The 20,398-nt window shown below is 38.1% G+C and carries 17 protein-coding genes, 1 rRNA gene and 1 pseudogene; 3 read left to right on the top strand and 16 right to left on the bottom strand.

Annotation, left to right across the window (positions count from 1 at the left end; genetic code table 11):
* Positions 1-16: 16 nt before the first annotated feature.
* The 7 genes from filF to filA all read right to left on the bottom strand — a co-directional run bounded on the left by filF (position 17) and on the right by filA (position 9,186).
* Positions 17-1,981 (bottom strand): putative pilus system protein FilF, encoded by a 1,965-nt coding sequence (filF, locus tag F927_RS02780; RefSeq protein ID WP_005081280.1) that lies wholly within the window; start codon positions 1,979-1,981, stop codon positions 17-19.
* Positions 1,982-2,001: 20 nt separating this feature from the next.
* Positions 2,002-3,207: a putative pilus assembly protein FilE gene (filE, locus tag F927_RS02775; RefSeq protein ID WP_005081279.1), complete on the bottom strand. Its 1,206-nt coding sequence runs from the start codon at positions 3,205-3,207 to the stop codon at positions 2,002-2,004.
* Positions 3,207-4,871 (bottom strand): putative pilus system OmpP1/FadL family transporter FilD, encoded by a 1,665-nt coding sequence (gene filD, locus F927_RS02770; protein ID WP_005081277.1) that lies wholly within the window; start codon positions 4,869-4,871, stop codon positions 3,207-3,209. The genes filE and filD overlap by 1 nt, the downstream gene beginning before the upstream one ends.
* Before the next feature lie 12 nt (positions 4,872-4,883).
* Positions 4,884-5,999 carry a putative pilus system protein FilC gene (gene filC / locus F927_RS02765; protein ID WP_005081275.1) on the bottom strand — a complete coding sequence of 372 codons (1,116 nt, stop codon included), beginning with the start codon at positions 5,997-5,999 and terminating at the stop codon, positions 4,884-4,886.
* A gap of 56 nt (positions 6,000-6,055) precedes the next feature.
* A protein-coding gene (locus F927_RS17035) for an IS4-like element ISAba33 family transposase (RefSeq protein ID WP_107010211.1) occupies positions 6,056-7,146 on the bottom strand; the annotation gives its coding sequence in 2 pieces (ribosomal slippage) (positions 6,056-6,606 and positions 6,606-7,146; 1,092 coding nt in all).
* An 85-nt stretch (positions 7,147-7,231) separates the two neighbouring features.
* Positions 7,232-8,065 (bottom strand): putative pilus system C39 family peptidase FilB, encoded by an 834-nt coding sequence (filB, locus tag F927_RS02750; RefSeq protein ID WP_005081270.1) that lies wholly within the window; start codon positions 8,063-8,065, stop codon positions 7,232-7,234.
* 272 nt (positions 8,066-8,337) lie between these two features.
* Complete coding sequence (filA, locus tag F927_RS02745; RefSeq protein ID WP_005081268.1) at positions 8,338-9,186, bottom strand: putative pilus system protein FilA; 849 nt, start codon at positions 9,184-9,186, stop codon at positions 8,338-8,340.
* 514 nt (positions 9,187-9,700) lie between these two features.
* Here filA and F927_RS02740 point away from each other — a divergent pair.
* Positions 9,701-11,044: an anthranilate synthase component I family protein gene (locus F927_RS02740; protein ID WP_005081267.1), complete on the top strand. Its 1,344-nt coding sequence runs from the start codon at positions 9,701-9,703 to the stop codon at positions 11,042-11,044.
* Between the two features lie 8 nt (positions 11,045-11,052).
* Here the strand turns inward: F927_RS02740 and hisC are convergent, their stop codons facing one another.
* Both hisC and hisD read right to left on the bottom strand, forming a co-directional pair.
* Positions 11,053-12,138, bottom strand: a complete 1,086-nt coding sequence (hisC, locus tag F927_RS02735; RefSeq protein WP_005081264.1) for a histidinol-phosphate transaminase — start codon at positions 12,136-12,138, stop codon at positions 11,053-11,055.
* Between the two features lie 159 nt (positions 12,139-12,297).
* The gene (gene hisD / locus F927_RS02730) at positions 12,298-13,590 is read right to left on the bottom strand and encodes a histidinol dehydrogenase (protein WP_005081262.1); all 1,293 of its coding nucleotides are present in this window, start codon (positions 13,588-13,590) and stop codon (positions 12,298-12,300) included.
* A gap of 273 nt (positions 13,591-13,863) precedes the next feature.
* On the opposite strand from hisD, the gene F927_RS02725 reads away from it, so the two are divergent.
* On the top strand, positions 13,864-14,295 hold the full coding sequence (locus F927_RS02725; RefSeq protein ID WP_005081260.1) for a carboxymuconolactone decarboxylase family protein: 432 nt from the start codon (positions 13,864-13,866) through the stop codon (positions 14,293-14,295).
* 6 nt (positions 14,296-14,301) lie between these two features.
* Positions 14,302-15,168 carry a sigma-70 family RNA polymerase sigma factor gene (locus F927_RS02720; RefSeq protein ID WP_005081256.1) on the top strand — a complete coding sequence of 289 codons (867 nt, stop codon included), beginning with the start codon at positions 14,302-14,304 and terminating at the stop codon, positions 15,166-15,168.
* Between the two features lie 45 nt (positions 15,169-15,213).
* Here F927_RS02720 and hisG read toward each other — a convergent pair whose 3' ends face one another.
* The 7 genes and pseudogenes from hisG to rrf all read right to left on the bottom strand — a co-directional run bounded on the left by hisG (position 15,214) and on the right by rrf (position 20,356).
* Positions 15,214-15,897 (bottom strand): ATP phosphoribosyltransferase, encoded by a 684-nt coding sequence (gene hisG, locus F927_RS02715; RefSeq protein ID WP_004799890.1) that lies wholly within the window; start codon positions 15,895-15,897, stop codon positions 15,214-15,216.
* Entirely contained in the window at positions 15,894-17,153 is a 1,260-nt protein-coding gene (murA, locus tag F927_RS02710; RefSeq protein ID WP_004637998.1) for a UDP-N-acetylglucosamine 1-carboxyvinyltransferase, read from the bottom strand. The genes hisG and murA overlap by 4 nt, the downstream gene beginning before the upstream one ends.
* Positions 17,154-17,159: 6 nt before the next feature.
* Complete coding sequence (gene ibaG, locus F927_RS02705; protein ID WP_004637997.1) at positions 17,160-17,411, bottom strand: BolA family iron metabolism protein IbaG; 252 nt, start codon at positions 17,409-17,411, stop codon at positions 17,160-17,162.
* Between the two features lie 137 nt (positions 17,412-17,548).
* Positions 17,549-17,890, bottom strand: coding sequence for a ribosome hibernation-promoting factor, HPF/YfiA family (gene hpf, locus F927_RS02700; protein ID WP_004637996.1), 342 nt, complete (start codon positions 17,888-17,890; stop codon positions 17,549-17,551).
* Positions 17,891-18,060: 170 nt separating this feature from the next.
* The gene (locus F927_RS02695; protein ID WP_005081255.1) at positions 18,061-19,509 is read right to left on the bottom strand and encodes an RNA polymerase factor sigma-54; all 1,449 of its coding nucleotides are present in this window, start codon (positions 19,507-19,509) and stop codon (positions 18,061-18,063) included.
* Between the two features lie 250 nt (positions 19,510-19,759).
* A pseudogene (locus F927_RS02690) lies at positions 19,760-20,095 on the bottom strand (hypothetical protein).
* A 146-nt stretch (positions 20,096-20,241) separates the two neighbouring features.
* Positions 20,242-20,356: ribosomal RNA gene (gene rrf, locus F927_RS02685) — 5S ribosomal RNA — on the bottom strand.
* Positions 20,357-20,398: the final 42 nt, after the last annotated feature.

Here is a 20,398-nt window from a genome sequence, read left to right as displayed (position 1 = left end):
GTCTTTTTTATAGTATTTAAGCTTTAGTTTTTATTGCTTTACATGCAGGATTATTTTGATCTGCAATTTTGATCGTTACTGTACCTGTCCAACGTTTTGCTAACTCTCGCTCTTCTTCTGTTGGTGGGATGTATTTATCTTTGTCTTTCGTCAACCTATCATATAGACCAACATATGCCGCTTGATAAAATGCATATTGGTTAGACCAAACAACTGTGTTATTTGAAAAATTCGTTAAATTAATACCCGATGGCTGACCATTAAGTAAGTTATGAATATTAATCTTCGCGCCAGTTATCGTACTAAAGTTGATCCCGAACATCACACCATCAATTGTTTTAAATTTAGGATTTGATAGCAGCATACGAACAGTAATCGATTTATCATTCGTCGAGAATAATGTAGCTCCCGTCGTACCGATACGGTACTGGGTTTCATCATACTGATCTGTATAAGTACCATCTGAATTTGGCACTGCGCTGGCACAAAGTCCAGACATATCTGTTTCTGTTGCATCTTTTCGAATATCCGTGCGAATATTTCCATGCTCATCAATTACAATACCTAAATCTACAGGTGGTAGCTTTGCAGCCTCGTCAAATCTAAAGGTTAAAGTAGCATACAATGGAAATAGATAGGTTTGTCCTGACTCAACATTCAACTCAGTTTTAAAAGTATCCTTTGAAAGAAAACTTGCAGGATTTACTTTTACTATATCAATAACGCCTCTAATATTTTGATTTGAGATCGATTGTTGCCATTGCCCCAGATGAGAAGTATCAACTTTGTCACTATCTTTCATCTTTGTTAAACCACGATAGAATCCCTCAGTTCCAGCAATGGTACTTTGATTCATAAACTTACCTTGTTTAATGATCAAATCTTCAAGTGGGTCTGTACTCGCACTAAAAGATAAAGGCTTACTTGCATTAAGTTGATAGGTAAAAGGGTTCAACCAATCATTTTGAGTTTTTAATCGTATTTTTTGTGGTTTGACCAAGCTAGTTAAATAGTAAGGGGCGAGAACAGTATTGTTTGTTACTGTAGCAGCTCCAGTCCATTGTTGACCATAACCCAAGATATATCCCTGTCGATCAGTTAATAGTAAGAAATTTCCCATCGAATGTACTAAATTACTCACACTAGCATCAACGCACTTTGAATAGTCAGCTGTATTACAACCAAAGAAACCATCAGGAGAAGTCGTCTTACTCGTGCTACTTCCACCACCCAATTTAAAAACTGGTAAATCAGCAGTCCAAACCCCTGTATTTGAAAGATTTAATAACTGCTGTAATATTTCTAATGCTTGATCATCAGAAACAGCATTCACATCAACCCATGGTTTCAAAAGATCAACATATTCATCACTGATTAATTCAGAAACGCCAATAGGCCTACTCAGACTGGAAAGATTATTTTTCTTTTCTTGTGTGATTTCAGTAGGTTGAACGTCGCCAATAACATTGCTTTTGTTCTCTACCCCTAAACTTTGGAAAATCTTAATAAGTGCTAAAGCTACATGAATCGTTTCATCCTCCGGATCCAGTGCATTGGGTGTTTTTCCAGTCAAAGCAATTGCCATATCAATAACTCGAATACGAGCCAATGTTGGCATTTTCAACTTAGAAATCTCATCTAATTTAATATCCCCAAAACTAATCTTAGGCGATGCCTCACCTTGCACATAAAAAGAAACTGTATCACCTAATTTACAAGCACCTGTCACAGCATTACTATCAAATTTTGTTGCAAAATTATGGACTATGTCGCTACTACAATTAAAATTAACACCTGCGATAGGATAATCAAGAACAAACTGTAAACAATTAGAAGTATTGATATCGCAGCTGGTGTTAGAAGTAACACCAGTTGTCCCTTTGGTTGGGTCCTCATTAATTTTAGAGCTTTCACCACCACACCCACTTAACAACAAAGTTAAAGCAGAAAATGCAAATGGTACAATTATCCTTTTTTTCATAATTCATTTATCCTAAATTATTACTGTATTACCGATATCTTGATTTGGCCTTGATTCGAAAGTTCTTGTTCAGGAACATCTACTGCAGATGCTAGTGGTGTCACCATGACATACTGAGCATCAAGTGGCACTCTAATCACGCCATATATTGCAGCGTGTTGTAACAAATTCGCATTTGTGGTTCCACTTTTAAAACCACTCACCCCTTCTTTGATACACCCTTCTTTATCTAAAAATACCACCAAAGGCCAATAATATAGCGGTTTTTGATTACTTCCAGCATACGAGTCAATTTGTAAATACTGGACTGAATCGTCTAACTTCACTAAATCATATTCAAACTTTTCTTTTAATGGCTTTCGCGGCCATAATCCAATATCTTTTTGAGAAGTCACTGTTTTAATTGATTTAGAATAATCCTTTAAAAAACATTGATCATTTTCAAAGGCAAGCGCAAGATCTTGTGCAGACAAACGTATATAACTTTCAGACAATGCGATCGGTGCGGTAGATTGAACAGAACGATTTAACAATTTATCTAAAACAGAACGACTCACACCTTTTTTACGCTCAACAGTTTCAAGGCGACCACTTCCGTCTGGCATCATATAAAATCGTTTCTTTCCGTCTAAATTAAACTCCTGATCTTCTAGGTAATCGCTATTTACATATTCTATACCATCAATTTTTTCAAAAGCACTAGGAGACTTTTCTTTAACGATTGATTTATTCTGTGCAACTGCAACATCAGCAGTCTCTATAATGGGGGAAGTTTTTTGCTCTTGTACAATAGGAGCTTTAACTTCTTTTTCAACTTTGGAAGGTGGAGTATGTTTTTGCTGTGCGGCAGGATTTACTTGCTCAATCTGATTCAAGGTTTCTAATCGCTTTGAGCTAATATTGTCAACCTTAGATGGAGGTTCTACAGACAAAGTTTGAGGAGATTTCGGCTGTTTAATCGTAATTGAGTTTACTTCTAATGGTCGAGATGGCGAGGATTGTGCTGTATCAATACTTTTTACTTTTGTTTGATCAGGAACCTCTTTATCTACTTGTTTTTTTTCAACAACATCCTGTTTTGCATTACGTGTAGGAACAATCATTGGACGACCATCTAGCCCAATGATTGTATAAAAACCATCAGCGTAACTATTTGAGCCATTTGCACATGCGATAGCCAATATTAAAATCGCAAATTTGGACCCTTGTTTAATTATATTTTGCATTACCATCTTGTTCTATAGTTAATACCGAGTAGAGTCACTTTGGTATTGGTTTTAATATCAAGCCCTGCATATGGATTGAGTAAGATATTATCAACCCCCGTTTTGTTGGCTAGACTACTGGTATTCGCAGGAATATCATCACGACTACGCAAGAAGCCAATCGATAAATCTAGATCAGTGTCCTGATCAAACCGATAACCTAAACCTAAACCGAATAATTGAGCGTTGTTAATCGGAACCATCGTATTTCGCTTATCATCAGGAATAGAACTGGTTCGAGGTTCATATCCCATACGTAACTTTAAACGATCCGTTGCAGAATATTCAAAACCGATTCCCCATCGCCATGCGGACTGAAAGCGTAATGGCAATGCGAGTGATCGATCTGAAACATCCGCAGATAATAGTTTTGCAACTTTTAACAAGGAAATTTGACGATCAAATTCAAATTTGAATTTATCCCATGCCGAGAAATCCGTCCAACCAACATCAAAGTTCATTTGTAAATCTGGGAATATCTTGTATTTAATCCCAGCTTTAAAATGCTGCGGATATTTAAAATCCATCGCCACTAAGCCAGACTCAATATCAGGCACAAAACCAGGCAACCCCAAAATTGCGGCTAAAACTTGCCCCGTTGCAGAAGAGTTAAGGCCTGCAACTAACTGCTGCGGCGCAACAGCATTATTAATTAAATATTTGCCGCGCAAACGCATTTTTGCTTCACTTTGATAAACCATACCAAAGCTAAAGTCATCTGTTGGTTCCCATAAAATACCTAAGTTATAACTCGGGCTTAATGATTGCTCCATAGCAACATCAAGTGCTCCCATTTTATTAAATGGATTCATTGCCTCTTTAGAGTTACACATACCAAAAAGCAGTAAATCGGTAATAATATCGCCATTGCCTTTAAATGGAGCACAAACAACTTCATCAACCATCCGCAACACACCAATCATTTCATTGGGAAACCGCAGATCAGTTTTCATTGCAATCGCTTGATAAGACATACCAATCGATGCACCAATGGATAAATGGTCATTGACTTGATAACCAAAAGATGGAGACAAATAAGTAATACGCTCTAATGCAACTTGTTGTCCCATATAATTACTTGGATTACCATCTTCAGCACCAAAACCGGCAACCAAAGGTGCGTACACGGCCGTCGCATAAGTGACTTTTGATCCTGGTGGCTTATAAGATATCCCAGCAGTCGGAGCCGCTATCGGCATATTGGGACCTAAATCAACAATCTTTTTTAGGATTGGAACATAAATACTCGCATACTCCACATCCCCAGATACAGTTCCCTTAAAATCTGTACAAATCCGAGCATCGATCTCAGGACCATCATTACAAACAAGCGGGTCATCAGAATAGCCAAAAACGTTATAACCTGCAGGTGCTGTATAATCTCGTTTAATTGAAAAGTTAGCTAAAATCCCCTGAACATCGGTTTGTAAACCATCAAGTTTCGCCAGTGCTGCAGGGTTAAAATGAACCGCACTAATCCCTGGAGGGTCTGCTGTTACAGCATTCCCCAATGCCAAAGATCTGAGATCAACAGATAAGTCTTGCCCCAATTGAGCATGAGTAATGTTGGATAGTCCCACAATTAAAATACTAATCGTCAAGGGACATAATTTAGGGTATTTCACCTTCACATCTCCTTAACGCAGCTTCTTGCCGAAACCTATAATATCAAGCGGGAAAGACAAGCCCAAAGTAACGTCTGGTGCATCTTCGGTTAAGCCAATCCCAACTGTTCCATTAACAATTGTGGCTGGTGATACACGGACGCCTAAAGCAAAGGACAGCATGGAACTACTTTGATCAGCGGATTTAAAGCTTTCACCATTTTTAAAATAGAACTTGGCACCCGTATTGAAGCTTTGTTGATAGGACATCGTCAGTGAAACATCGTAGTTAAACGAATAAGCGAAACCAAACGCAAAACCACCACTTAGACCAGGATCAAAACTATCCAAAATACGTGGCCCATTCGCACCACCACCACGTAATTGATTTAAGCCCGTTTCTTTAAAACCATAACTTGCTGAAACAGAACTAAATAAAACCACTGGATCGATATATTTACGGGTACTTACACCACCACCGACTGAATAATAACCTTTACCAGTAGACAACTCATCAATCGCAATTTCATAAGGACTATCACCTGTTTTGGTTGATAAACTACCAAAAATGATTAAAGGAAGACGTCCTTGTTTTAGTGGAAATGGTTCCCAACGCGCTCCAAATGAAATATCCCCTAAACCCGCTGCAGTTTTATCATCTAGCAGCTGTTTCTTCGCCATAAAGGGCAAGGATGCCGATAAGGTAAGATTGTCTAATAGACCATATTGTAAGGTGAACGTATTGGTGAGTGTATGGTTTGCATCCTCTTCAACACGGAGATTTGTTAAGTCTCCATTCTCCATCGCTGCATCAATACGACTATCTCGATAGTAGGTATAATCAATATCATAATATGAGGAAATGACACCTTTTTTAATCAACGAATACTGACGCTCACTAGAAGTAAAGACTTCCTGTAAATTGGTCTCTTGTGATGCATCACCTTCTTGTTGTTGCAATGCGGTTGCAGCTTGATTTGCACTATTTTCAGTTGGAGATGACTGTACAGTAGTATCTATTGATTGATTTACCTCCTCAACCAATACTTGCTCCGTATTATCTTGTGGCTGATCTTCCGCATAAAGAGTTGTTGTGATTGCACTTAAACTTAGGGCAAGCACACTCATATTCATCCATTGATTATTCATTATAACATCCTACTTATGCATTAAATTTACTAAAACTTCTCTGTACACGACAAATTTCATAGGATCCTTGTCCTATCAGGCTTTTTCTTTCTTAAAATTGCTAGCACTTTCTTAAATTCTTCTTTTTTTCCAAAACCAATCAAACGTAGAATAGCCATTTGAACATAGTCCAAACCGTAGCGAAATAAACTTACTGAAAGTCGTCCATGCTTCTTTATTTTTATCGCTTTTTTCCGATCATGTTGCCATTCACCTGTTAAATAGCACCAACAGAAACCGATAGCTAGCACTGCTATCAATTTCTTGACTCGTCTAGGGTCTGTTAAACGAGTATTTTCAAGATTGAATCCACGTCCTTTGAGACAACTAAATAACGTTTCGATTTCCCAGCGTAATGCATAATCACGAATAGCAGAAGCATTAAACATAGGAGAAACAACAAGTAAAAGCTCTCCATCTTCTAATCGTAGCGCACTAATATACAGTTTCACTCGACCAACCCAAATACGTCGTTTACGACATTCAGTTTGACCAACTTGAAGATGACGAAATAAATCACTAATTTTATGATTCTTGGCTAAGTGATTGGTCACAATAAAGTTTTTTTAACACGTATACAGAAGTTAATGTCATTTTCAATTAACCATGTAAACCATTTCTCACCGATAAATTCTCTGTCTGCAAACACATTCACAATACGATCTTTACCAAAAATGGAGATAAAGCGTTGAATCAAAGCAATACGCTCTTTTGTATCTGAATTTCCACGTTTATTGAGCAATGTCCAAACAATAGGTATCGCTATTCCACGATAGACGATGGCTAACATCAAGATATTAATATCTCGTTTTCCCCATTTCCAATTAGTTCTATCCAAAGTTAATTGGACTTTATCGAATGAAAATATATTGAAAATTAACTGAGAAATTTGACGATAATCGAAATACTGATCTGCAAAGAAGCGTTGTATACGTCGATAAAATGATTGTGGTAAGCACTTGATGGGTAAGGCTTTAGATGCAGAAGAAAGATTACATGTCTGTTTTACAATTAATGCAAGCATAATCAGTGTAAAACATTTTGCATGTGACTTGTTCCACTTTAGATATTTGTTTAAGATGAGATGTAACTCATTGAAATGTGTCATCATATTCGTCGTCAGAAAACAAGTATTATGCCATTATTTCAATGAGTTATCTTTTTTTGTCGTGTACAAAGCTAAAACTTAAGAGCTATTTGCGTTTATAGTACATCCGCATATAAGTCGTAATCGGTTGATTATGGGTCGTTGAATTTGAATTTGTATCCAAAACTCGACGCATCGTCGAAGCACGATCTGCTAAACGCTCAAAACGCGGTGTTTGGAATTGAATATCGGCAAGCGCGTATTTATTGATTGTCGCATCTTCGACATGCCGCATATCTGCATCCTGTAAAGCCAAAAGATCCTTACGATAAGGCTCGGGTACATCAACCAAGAAAAGCGTATTATTATCCCAAACTTCTTTGAAACGTGTCTCGTCAAAACTGATATTTCCTAATGCTGGATCAGCTACATAAACACGTCCATCTTTATATGCCTTATAAACAACAAAATGTTTAAAACCAGCGTAAGTAATTGGAACAATTGCAGGTTGCTTTAATGCGATAAGATCAGAAAACTGTCCTCGATATCCCCCACTGTTTAATCCTAGTGCAGTCACGAAACGCTTCATATCTAATAAAGAAAAGCTACGACGTTCAATAATTCGCTGATATTCACCGTATTGTAGTAAACCAGACATTGTTTGCTGTTCTGTTAAACTTAAACCAGCATAACCATTTAATAATGTAGTTAATGCTGCTGAACCACAGCTATAGTCGTAAGCTTGACGTACAATACCGCGAAACTGATCTTCCACAGCTGGCTTAATAGTAACGGCTTCACGGTGATTCCGCGTAAAGGAAGGGTTACGAGAGTCCAATGTTTCTGTGTAATACACAGTCCCATCTGGTTTTTTTTCTATTTCAAAGGCTTGCGTTGTAAAGTAATACATCAATGCCGAGCCTAAAGCGATCTCTAACATAAGTCTCTTTTTCTAACCGTGGCAGCACTTGCCTTATTCATTTTATTTTTAGTGTTTCAATCATTAAAACACTACGTCCCTGCATGTTGAAGATACCTTTTTTTATGAAAAAATACAGCTTTTTTTTATTTTTTTTGACGAAATGTATATTTTCTTTAATAAGACCAGCTTTATGTATCCATAAAAATATCTGTAAGGTACTTTTAGTTCATAAAGATTATTTTCAATAAACAAAAAAAGCGCAAAATGCGCTTTTTTTGTTTGAAAATTGATTAGTGACCAGAAATCGTAATTGTTGATGAGCCAACATTTAAACCTTGGATTTCCACATCACCAATTGATGCCGCTGTATCACTACCTAAACGAACACCTTGGATATAAACATTCATACCCTGAGTACTGTTGTTTTTCAATTGAAGACCTGAAGTTGTCACAGAAATATCAGTATTGATATCTAAATCACCATTTGCATTACCCGTACCACGTACATAGATATTATCTAGATAGATTTGACCACCGCCCGCAGCATCATTAATACCAAGGTCACTAATCGTCAAACCACCTTGTAGAGTAGAGTCTAATTTAATCATTGCACCTTGAGGTGTAGCACCTAGTTGAACATTAGCAGAGATCGCACCTAAAGATAGGTCTAGGCCAGTAAGAATTTCAGAAGTTGTACCTGTTACACCACGAACAGCAGTTGTAGTATCGGTTAATGTTGAACCATTTGATGCAGCAACACCAATCGAACCAATACTAATATCTACAGCACCAACGTTTGCTGCGATATTCAGGAATGCGCCTGAAGTACCCGCATCAGTATCAATCACTAAATCAAGTAAATTGCCAGTACCACTTTGAGTGATAGAAAGACCATCAATTGAAATAGCACCTGCTACACCAGTTGCACCAGTAATACCTGTTGATGTTTGCAAACCATCGTTATCGTGAATATATAATTTGTCGATAGAGATACCACCAGCATCTAAAGCAATACCGATATTGATCCCATCTTGACCTGTTGCAGCGCTTAGTGCAGCATCATCCATTGACTGCATAGCCATTGCATTTGCGCTAATCGCCATTGAAGAAACTAAAACTAGTTTAGTAAACATTTTCATTGAGCACTCTCCCAAGAGCATTTATTTTTTTGACTTTCACTACTCTAAACTGTCCACTGTCGTTTTTCTTTAATGACAACCTGAACTTCCAATCCTTGAGTAGTTCGCTTAGCAAGTACTAAATTACTCGTTTGTTATTTTATGTTCAACTCCTGTTAAATGTTTTTTACCAATAAACCGATAAACGGCTGAATCATTAAAAAGTCAACTAACAGCCACAGAAAAACAATAAACATATAAAATATATAATAATTTAAAGAAATATATGCTTGTTTTTAAGTGCGCATTTTCAAGAGATGCCGCTTTATTCTACTGACAGAAGCTCAATATCAGGGATGTAACAAAATACAAATGAGCATCAACAATATGCAGAAAAATCAGTTTGATTAAAATTTATTTTTCGATATTCATTCAAACAAATATTCGATGTTTTTTTAATCTGACGTATCAGTAGATTTTTATTGATTGTAGTACAATTTGATATCTCAAATACAGATGAAGTCATTGTTGTTTTATGTCTTATTTTAATCGCAAGCTTAATACGCAACTCACATCTGCATTTGACCTGCTATTGCAATTAGATGGTTTGACTGGTTTAACCTATTTGTATGATCAAAACAATCCAATTATCGCATTTGCACCTAAAGCATTCTTAATTATAGAGCGTTCGACACTACAACAATTTGATCGTATTGAATTTGATCAATATCAGAAGAGCACCACGACATCAATTTTAGAATTCACCAATTTAGACCCAACCTCGCCTCCAAAGGCAAACAATGTCAGTTTCCAAGGGGGCTATATTGGATTTTTTAGTTATGACTATGCAGCACAACTCAATATTAACAATACTATCCGCTCACAACCTTGTTTTTTCTTAGGCAAATATCAAACGTTCTTAAAGTTCCAAAATAATGCTTGGTATTTCCATAGCGATGAAGACGAAGCGCAATACATTTATGATCAAATCTGTCATCGATTAGAACAGCCCAAAAAAAATGTGAAACTTAACTTAGTTTCAAAATGCCATCCGCGCTGGTCAAAACAACAATATATGGATGCTTTTGATGAGATCCAAGAATATATTAAAGCTGGGGATTGCTATCAAATCAATCTAACGCAAGAATTTAAAGCGAAAGTCGAGGGATCATTATTGAGTCAGACCCAAGCTTTGTGGGATCTCACACATGCACCTTATGCAGGGTATCTTAATATTAGTAATTTTGAGTTACTAAGCTGCTCTCCTGAACTATTTATTGAGTTTCAGGCCGAACGAAAAATCAAAACACGTCCAATCAAAGGCACCATGCCGCGCTTTAATGATCCTGAACAGGATCAAATCTCTAAGAACAAGCTAAGTCAATCTGAAAAAGATCAAGCTGAAAATGTGATGATCGTAGATTTGCTGCGAAATGATTTAAGCGTTTATGCAGAAATAGGATCTGTAGAAACAACAAAACTGTTTGAAATAGAAAGCTTTAACCAAGTTCATCATATGGTCAGTGAAATTACAGCAACACTACAAGAGGAAATTAACCCAATGCAAGTGTTGTTGTCCGCCCTTCCTGGTGGATCAATCACGGGTGCACCGAAAATCCGTGCTATGCAAATCATTGAGCAGTTAGAAGGCGCTCCACGTGGTGCATATTGCGGTAGTCTCGGTTATTTTAATTTTGATGGGACGGGCCGTTGGAATATTTTGATCCGCAGTATTCAAAAATATCAAAATGAATTATCGATGTGGGCTGGAGGCGGTATTACGATCGCATCAGATGCGGAAGCAGAGTATCAAGAATGTTTTGATAAAATTTCTGCCATGATTGATTTACTCAATACATGGCAGCAATCCGAAAAATAAATATCGGTTTATAATATCTTTGTTTTGAGCGTCTCAACCAAACGTTGATTTTGCTCATCCGTACCGATCGTGATACGCAAGAATTGATTAATTCTTGGTTTATTAAAATAACGAACAATAATTCCCTGTTCACGAAGCTGCTGAGCAAGCTGTGCTGCATCATGTTGAGGGTGCGTAGCAAAAATAAAATTTGCCTTTGACGGTAAAATGTTGAAGCCAAGCGTATTTAAATCATTAACCAATTTCTCTCGACTTTGAATCACTTTTTGGCATTGTGCTTCAAAATAACTTTGATCTTCAAATGAAGCCACTGCTGCTGCAATCGCGAAACGATCAATTGGATAAGAGTTAAAACTATTTTTTACCGCTTCAAGTGCAGCAATTAAATGACTTTGTGCAATCGCGAAACCCACACGCAGACCCGCAAGCGAACGTGACTTAGATGTCGTTTGGCAAACGACGAGATTGTCATAACGACTGACTAATTGAACAGCTGTCTCAGCACCAAAATCGACATAAGCTTCATCTATCACAACCACACGATTTGGATTTGCCTGTAATACTTTTTCTATCTCTGCCAATCCTAACGCAATACTTGTAGGCGCATTGGGGTTGGTAATAATGATGCCGCCATTTTCTTGTTGATAATCTGAAACATCTATTTCAAACATTTCATTCAATGGAATTTGCTTCGTTTCAATCCCGAAGAACTGACTATAAACAGGATAAAAACTATAAGTAATATCAGGATAAAGGATCGGTTCTTTTTGAATAAAGAATGCTTTAAAGATATGAGCCAACACTTCATCAGAACCATTACCAACAAAAACTTGCTCAACATCCACATTTTGCTGTTTTGCAATCGCTTGTTTTAAGGCAGTTGCATCTGGATCAGGATATAGACGTAAAGCATCGGCTTGATTGGATAATACAGCTTGAACAGCTTCCACCACCTTTGGTGAAGGCGGATAGGGATTTTCATTGGTATTAAGTTTAAGTAAATTCTGAATTTTTGGTTGTTCACCAGGCACATACGGCTCTAGTTCACGAACCTCAGGACTCCAAAAACGCATTTGTTCTGTTGTAAACGTCATTTTCTATTCTCTTGTTACCCCCTCCTAACCTCGCCCCAAGGGAGAGGAGTCTTCAAACCTATTTCACATGTATCGTGACAAGTCCCCTCTCATTTTAGGAGAGGGTCAGGGAGAGGTTTATATTTTTTATAGTGCTAGGCTACAGCACTCACTTCTAGTTCAAACTTCATAACGGTAACGTGCTGAACGTGCGTGAGCATCAAGATTTTCTTGCACTGCGAGTACATCAGCAGTTTTCGCTAGGGTTTTAACCCCATCTTTTGAGCACATAATCAAACTTGAGCGCTTTTGAAAATCATATACACCTAATGGCGATGAGAAACGTGCAGTGCCCGATGTTGGCAAGACGTGGTTTGGTCCTGCACAATAGTCTCCGATTGCTTCTGGTGTATAACGTCCCATAAAGATCGCACCAGCATGACGAATGTCTTGACTCATTTTTTCAGCATCATCCAAACAAAGTTCCAAATGCTCAGGAGCCACTTGGTTGATCAACTCAACCGCTTCTGCTCGGTCTTTGACCAGTACCAATGCACCACGATTTTGAATTGAGGTTCGCGCAATTTCTGCTTTCGGCAATTCACTTAAATGTTTTTCAATCGCAGCTTCAACGGCATTGAGAAGCGCTTCATCAGGTGTAATGAAAATCGCTTGAGCAACTGTATCGTGTTCGGCTTGAGATAACACATCCATTGCTAACCAATCGGCATTATTTTCACCTTCAGCATAGACCAAAATTTCAGAAGGCCCTGCGATCATATCAATACCGACTTGACCAAATACGGCACGTTTCGCTGCTGCTACAAATCGATTGCCTGGTCCAGTAATTTTGTCTACAGGAGGAATGGTCTGTGTGCCATACGCCAACGCAGCAACAGCCTGCGCACCACCAATGGTAAAAACTCGACTAACACCAGCCAAATATGCTGCGGCTAAAACCAATGGATTCAGTTCACCATTCGGTGCCGGAACCACCATAATAATTTCAGGTACACCCGCTACATGTGCAGGTAAAGCATTCATCAGCACAGAGGATGGGTAAGAAGCTAACCCACCTGGCACATAGATTCCCACTCGATCAAGCGGAGTAACCTTCTGTCCTAAGGTATTACCTAGTTCATCTACGTAAGTCCAACCCTCTTGCTTCTGCGCCTGATGGAATGAACGAATACGTTTTGCTGCCAACTCTAAGGCTTCACGGATTTCAGTACTTAAACCGTCAAAGGCAGTCTTAAGTTGTGCTTGTGTCAGTTCTAAATCAGAAAATTGATGCGCTGGATGTCGATCGAACTGCTGCGTTAACTTAAGTACATGATCATCGCCATGCTGACGAACATCGGCAATAATCTGGTCTACAGTTTGAATTAGTTGAGGATCATTCACAGTTTCAAATGCCAAAAGCTCAGCAAATGTTTGTTTAAAATTCTGATCCTGAGTCGATAAACGTCGCATCAATTTACCTACAAGGTGAAAAAGAGAACGCTAAGTTTACTCTTTTTAATCAGATTTGTGGGGGCAATATCTGCTTAAAAAATCAATAGTAAAGAGCGAATTCTTCAATAAACCATGAATACCGCTTCATCAAGACAAAACCCTAATAAACAATAATAAAATTTATTAAATATAAAACAATAACTTATAAAATATTTTAAATTTTCTGTCACAACTTTACTTTCTGAATCGTCAATTTAGTAACGCTATTGATTTAAACGAGGAATATTAAAAATGGCACAGCTAAATACTCATCCGAAAACACATTTACCAGAAGCAATTCGGTCTCTCTATCAAGTACATCAAAATATTGACGACTCTGCTTTACTGGAACGATCGCTCTATCATCTTGTTCTGCTACAAGCCTCGCAAATCAACCAATGTGCTTTCTGTGTCAAGATGCACATTGCTGAAGCGCTAGCCGACGGGGAAACCCAAACACGTTTAGATCGCTTGATTGTTTGGCGTCACTGTTCGGATTTTAGTGCGCAAGAAAAAGCTGCATTTGCTTGGGTAGAAGCACTCACCCATTTACAATCGCAAACAGATTACCAACCACTTCGTGTCGAGTTACTTAAATACTTCAATGAACAGCAAATCTCTGCTTTAACTTTATTGATTGGCATGATTAATTTGTGGAATCGTATCGGCATTTCGCAACACTAAAATTAAATGAATAAATCAACCAATTTTAGTCAAGACGACTTAAATCTATTTCAGGCAAGCCGAACATTTCTGTTTGGTCTTGCCTATCGACTTTTAGGTTCAACAAGTGATGCAGAGGATGCATTACAGGATATTTTTATCAAATGGCAACAACAACCCAAACATGAAATTATCCATCCACAAGCTTGGCTTACCACCATATGCACAAGACATTGTATTGATCTATTGCGCTCTCATCACAAATCTCGGACAGATTATATCGGAACATGGTTGCCTGAACCCTATCATCATACTGAAGAGTTATTGGCCGAATCAGATTACACCCTTTCCACTGCCTTTCTGCTCATCTTAGAAAAACTGTCTGTCAAAGAGCGTGCCGCTTATATATTGCATGAGATATTCAATCTTGATTACGCTGAAATTGCAGACATACTTTTAGAACAGCAAAATTATTGTCGCCAATTGGTGACTCGCAGTAAGAAACGGATTGCAGAGCAGCCCAAAGTACTTTCGACCATACCGACTTCTCATCAGATAACTTTGCTGAATGCATTCAAAGATGCGATTCATTCACACAATCTAGAGCAACTTAAAGCACTTTTAAGTGAAGATATTTTATTTGCAGCCGATGGCGGTGGTAAAGTTTCCGCAATTCGGCAACCCTTTACAGATCTGAACAGTGTATTACGCTTTTTTGAACGTTTACTCTTTCAAGCATGGACTGAGTTATCTTGGGAAATGTGTTATTTGAATGGCAATATCGGTTTCAAACTATTTGATCAGCAACATCATTGTGTGATCGTACTAACTTTTCATTTTGATCAACAGCACATCTCCGACATTTATGTTTTGCGCAACCCTGAAAAACTCTAATAAAAAAGGCCAACCTTAGTTGACCTTCAATATTTATTCGAGATTTTAGCGATTATTAATCGCCTGCTCAAGTTGCGTCAGAATCGGATTGAGTAAAGCTTGTTTACGCTTAAAACTTGCTTTGTTGACGATCAAGCGAGATGATACTTTGCAAATTTCTTCCAAAGGCTCCAAACCATTGGCACGTAAAGTATTACCTGTATCTACCACGTCAACAATGTAATCACCTAAACCAACCAAAGGTGCAAGCTCCATTGATCCGTAAAGTTTAATCACATCAACCTGCTCACCTAAGCTTGCATAGTATTGACGGGTTAGATTGACATATTTAGTCGCGATCTTTAAACGACCTTTCGGACGTTCCATACCTACTTTACCTGCAGTCATTAACTTACAGTTTGCAATTTTTAGATCAAGCAACTCATAAACATGTTGTGCACCATGTTCCATCAATACATCTTTGCCAGCCACACCAAAATCAGCTGCACCATTTTCAACATAAGTCGGCACATCAGAAGCACGTAAAATTAAAATACGAACTTTTTTATGGGTGGTTGGAAAAATTAATTTACGAGATTTATCAGGATCTTCAAGTAAATTGATACCTGCATTTTCTAGTAACGGTAATGTTTCCTTTAAGATACGACCTTTACTGAGTGCTAAAGTTAAACCATGATCAAAATTGCCCATCACATCAAAATTTGGATCATCGTTTCTTAAGTCATTCATCCTTTTACTCGCTTAATCTGAGCACCTAAACTTTGCAACTTTTCTTCCACGTGTTCATAACCACGATCTATATGATAGATACGATCAACTAGTGTTTCTCCCTCTGCAACCAATGCAGCAAGAACTAAAGAGAAAGAAGCTCGTAAATCAGTTGCCATAACAGGTGCTGCTTGAAGTTTTTCGACGCCTGTTACAACCGCATCATGTCCTTCGACTTGAATGTTAGCACCCATACGTGAAAGTTCAGGGACATGCATAAAACGGTTTTCGAAAATCGTTTCTGAAATCGTTGCAAAACCGCGACCAATCGCATTGACAGCCATAATTTGTGCTTGCATATCGGTCGGAAATTCAGGGTGTGGTAAGGTTCTAAAACTCACAGCTTTAGGACGCTTGCCCTGCATATCTAATTCGATCCAGTCATCACCACGAGTGACTTCTGCACCCATTTCTTCAAACTTATCCAAGACTGCTTCAAGTAAGCTAGGATCAGTATGTGTCGTTTTGACTCGACCCCCCGTAATCGCAGCTGCAGCCAAATATGAACCTGTTTCAATACGATCAGCGACCACAGCATATTCACAGCCATGTAAACTTTCTACACCCGTTACCACAAGCGTATCCGTATCTAAACCTTCAATCTTGGCACCCATCTTGATCAGCATTTGCGCAAGATCAGTAATTTCAGGCTCACGTGCTGCATTACGAATCGTGGTTACCCCCTCTGCTAATGCTGCTGCCATCAAGATATTTTCGGTACCACCCACGGTCACCATATCAAAAATGACTTCACCACCCTTCAAGCGACCATCAACTGATGCATGCACATAACCATTTTCAACTTCAATCTGTGCACCTAAAGCCTCTAACGCTTTTAAATGCTGATCAACTGGACGTGAGCCGATTGCACAACCACCTGGTAATGATACTTTTGCATTTCCATAGCGCGCCAATAATGGTCCAAGCACCAAAATAGATGCACGCATGGTTTTTACCAGTTCATAAGGTGCAAACTGATTGTCTAATGTCGAAGCATCAGCACACACCGTTTCACCTTCATAACTCATGGTCACACCGAGACCAGCAATTAATTTTACTAATGTATTTACATCTTTTAGATTTGGAACATTGGTAAGCGTAATCGGAGAATCAGCTAGAATCATCGCTGCAAGTAAAGGTAAAGCTGCATTTTTAGCACCAGAAATGCGCACTTCACCCTCGAGCTTAACACCGCCCGTAATTAAAAATTTATCCATTAATATTTAAGCTCCGAAAAGGCTTGCTTTGCGCCATTCGTCTTTTGTCATTGCACGAATCGTTACAGCATGGACTGCACCGCTCGCAATATAAGAATTTAAAGGTGCATAAACCGCTTGTTGACGACTAACGGTACGTTTACCTTCAAACTGATCATCAACAATACGTAGGTCAAATTTTCCAGCTTGTCCACTCACTGCTACTTCTGCTTCAGGGAAAGCTTCTTTTAAAATTTGCGTGAGCTGCTCACTATTCATTACCAAGACCTCTTATACAACCATTGGTGTAAAACGCGTTATTTTACTATAACTTTTTCACATAATTCAGTATACAGCTTCTTTTTTATCAATAAAAAAAAGAGGCTCAACAAAAAGCCTCTTTTATAAAATAAAAATCAACTTATAAGAGCCAGCTCATGTTGATAAGAACATTGTATTTTTCTATGTTTTGCAAGTTGTCTTTTTAATTTTTCTGTTAATTTTTTAATCGAAGTATACATATCATCAGCTGTTGCTTGTGCAAACAATTCTACCCCTGGAAGGCGAATAATCGCCTCTGCAATATGGTTTGCACTCCCCTTATGTGACCGTTTATCTACTTGATGATCCTTAGCCAACTTGATTTGCATACTGTTCACCTGATCCAGATGCTTGGTCATTTGACTAAACTTCTCTTTTATATTTTCTTCAATTGCTGGTGTAATGGTTAAATGGTGTCCACGAATTGTTATTTGCATAATTCTATCCCTCACCTTTTTCTCAGGATTCAAGAACGTCGCTTAAGCAAATTTAATGCACATTTTGTGGTTCAATATCCATTAAATCATTTTCAGCGACTCCTCTAGTGATCATTAAAAGATTCATTATTTCGTAATAATGACCCCCTAGAATAGTCACACCTTGAAATTCAGATCAAGACTTTTCTTTCAGAAGAAGATGGAATATGTAACGATTCACGATATTTTGCCACCGTGCGTCGCGCGACCTCAATCCCTTCCACCTTCAACATTTCAGCAATTGCGTTATCTGACAACGGCTTACATGGATTCTCATTTGAAACTAGCTTTTTGATCATAGCGCGGATTGCAGTAGAAGACGCTTCCCCACCTGTGGTTGTTCCCACATGACTAGAAAAAAAGTATTTCAACTCGAATAGACCACGCGGTGTGAGCATATATTTATTGGTCGTCACACGAGACACAGTCGATTCATGTAGCTCAACTTCTTCAGCAACATCACGCAACACCAAAGGTTTCATCGCTTCAGGACCTTGCTCTAAAAATGCTCGTTGATGTTCAACAATACAGGTCGCAACCTTTAGTAACGTTTTATGGCGCTCATCGATGCTTTTTATAAAATTCTTGGCCTCAAGCATTTGATTACGCAAATAGACATTATCATCACTTTGATCCGCACGACGAATCATTCCAGAATAAAAGGAGTTAATACGCAGTTTTGGCATAACATCAGGATTGAGCTGAACCTGCCAATGTTGATCTTTTTTCGCAACAACCACATCGGGAACTTGATACTCAGATTCTTGTTGATTGAATTCCAGCCCTGGATAAGGCTTTAATGTTCTTAATAGATCAACTGCTGACTTTAATTGTTCTTTTGACAAGCCAGTTTGTTTCAATAATTTATTCAAATCATTTGAAATAAGTAACTCGTAATATTTAAGAAGATTCTTCGCCTCACTCACATAAGGTGCATGCTCATTCAATGCTTCAAGTTGAATTCTTAAGCATTCGGCCAAATTTCTCGAACCTACCCCAATCGGATCTAAGTGTTGAATATGTTTAAGAACAACGATAATTTCATCCAATTCAACCTCTTCATCGCTGTCCATCTCCTCTAAAAAGCGTGTAGTTGCCAATTGAATATCTTCAAGTTCAGCATCTAAAAAGCCCTTTTCATCAAGAGAGTCAACAATGCAATAAGCGATTAACTTATCAATAGAGGAAAAATGCAATAAATTAACTTGTTCTAAAATATGTTCTTTTAAATTATGTTGAACCTGTCGATTATCTTCTCGTTCTTCATACTCAGGAGATCCCAATGCTGTTGATTGGTGTGTATAAACATCATCCCACTCTGTATCAACAGGCAAATCATTTGGTAAATGATCAGCATTTAACTCCGTCGTCAAATCAGCATTTTCTTTACTTTCCAGTGCAGAAAGACTTTCTGTTGTTCCTGATTCTTCTATTTTTTCCAGTAAGGGGTTACTATCAAGCTGAATTTGAATTTCTTGTTCCAGCTCTAAGCTTGATAACTGTAGAAGACGAATCGCCTGCTGTAATTGAGGAGTTAACGACAAACTATTCGCAACTTTCAATCCAACAGATAATTTCATAGAGCCTTCCTTTTAATTAAACAAGCAAAAAACATGCCCATAAAAATATTTATAACATAAAGCAATGTTTCCGCATACAAGGAAAATTCTTTTCTACTGACTAATTTGTTCAAAAAACTAGCGAAAGTATAAATATTTATGCAATACGGAGTCTACTTTAACCTCAACGCTCTCTGGAAAATGATAGTTCAAGTTAAATGGGAACACTTATCAGAGCAGATTGAATCTTTTTATGATGAGGAAATATCAGCTACTTTATATTTTGCTGCTTTAGGCATTCAATCATTTCATCCAATACTTTCTGCCCCATGGTTGTTCGCACAAGCTCATTTAAATCCCCTAAGAGAAAATCAGATCAAGTCGTACTTGCTGAACCAGAAGAATGTGTATAACGTCCACAAGCAGACCAGACCTTTTGATCTGATGTAATATACGCTACATATAGCTCACCCTCAGGATCATCCAATATCCATTCGCGAATAACTCGAGGTGCTTGATATTTTTTCTTAGGTTTTTCTAACAACCTCCATACTAAAAAACCTAAATAGACAATTCCAATAGCAGATAAAAGTTCATAGAGAATCATATCACTCCTAATAACATTTCTTATTTAGCATCTAATTAGGATAAAAACAGCACGACTCGTTAAATATTGGCTTCATAGGCAGTATATAAAATTCCGCCCAATAAAAAACACCCCTAACCTGACGGTTAGGGGTGTTTGAATTTAAAAGCTGGCGATGACTTACTCTCACATGGCAAGTGCCACACTACCATCAGCGCGAAGAGGTTTCACTTCTGAGTTCGGGAAGGGATCAGGTGGTTCACTCTTGCTATTGTCGCCAGCAAACTGTTTTGGCTTTGGGTGGTCTTACTTTTGAACTTATTA

The sequence above is a fragment of the Acinetobacter haemolyticus CIP 64.3 = MTCC 9819 genome (genome assembly GCF_000369065.1).
GTDB lineage: Bacteria > Pseudomonadota > Gammaproteobacteria > Pseudomonadales > Moraxellaceae > Acinetobacter > Acinetobacter haemolyticus.
The sequence above is the reverse complement of the archived record's forward strand: the minus strand, read 5'-3'. Positions and strand labels throughout refer to the sequence as shown.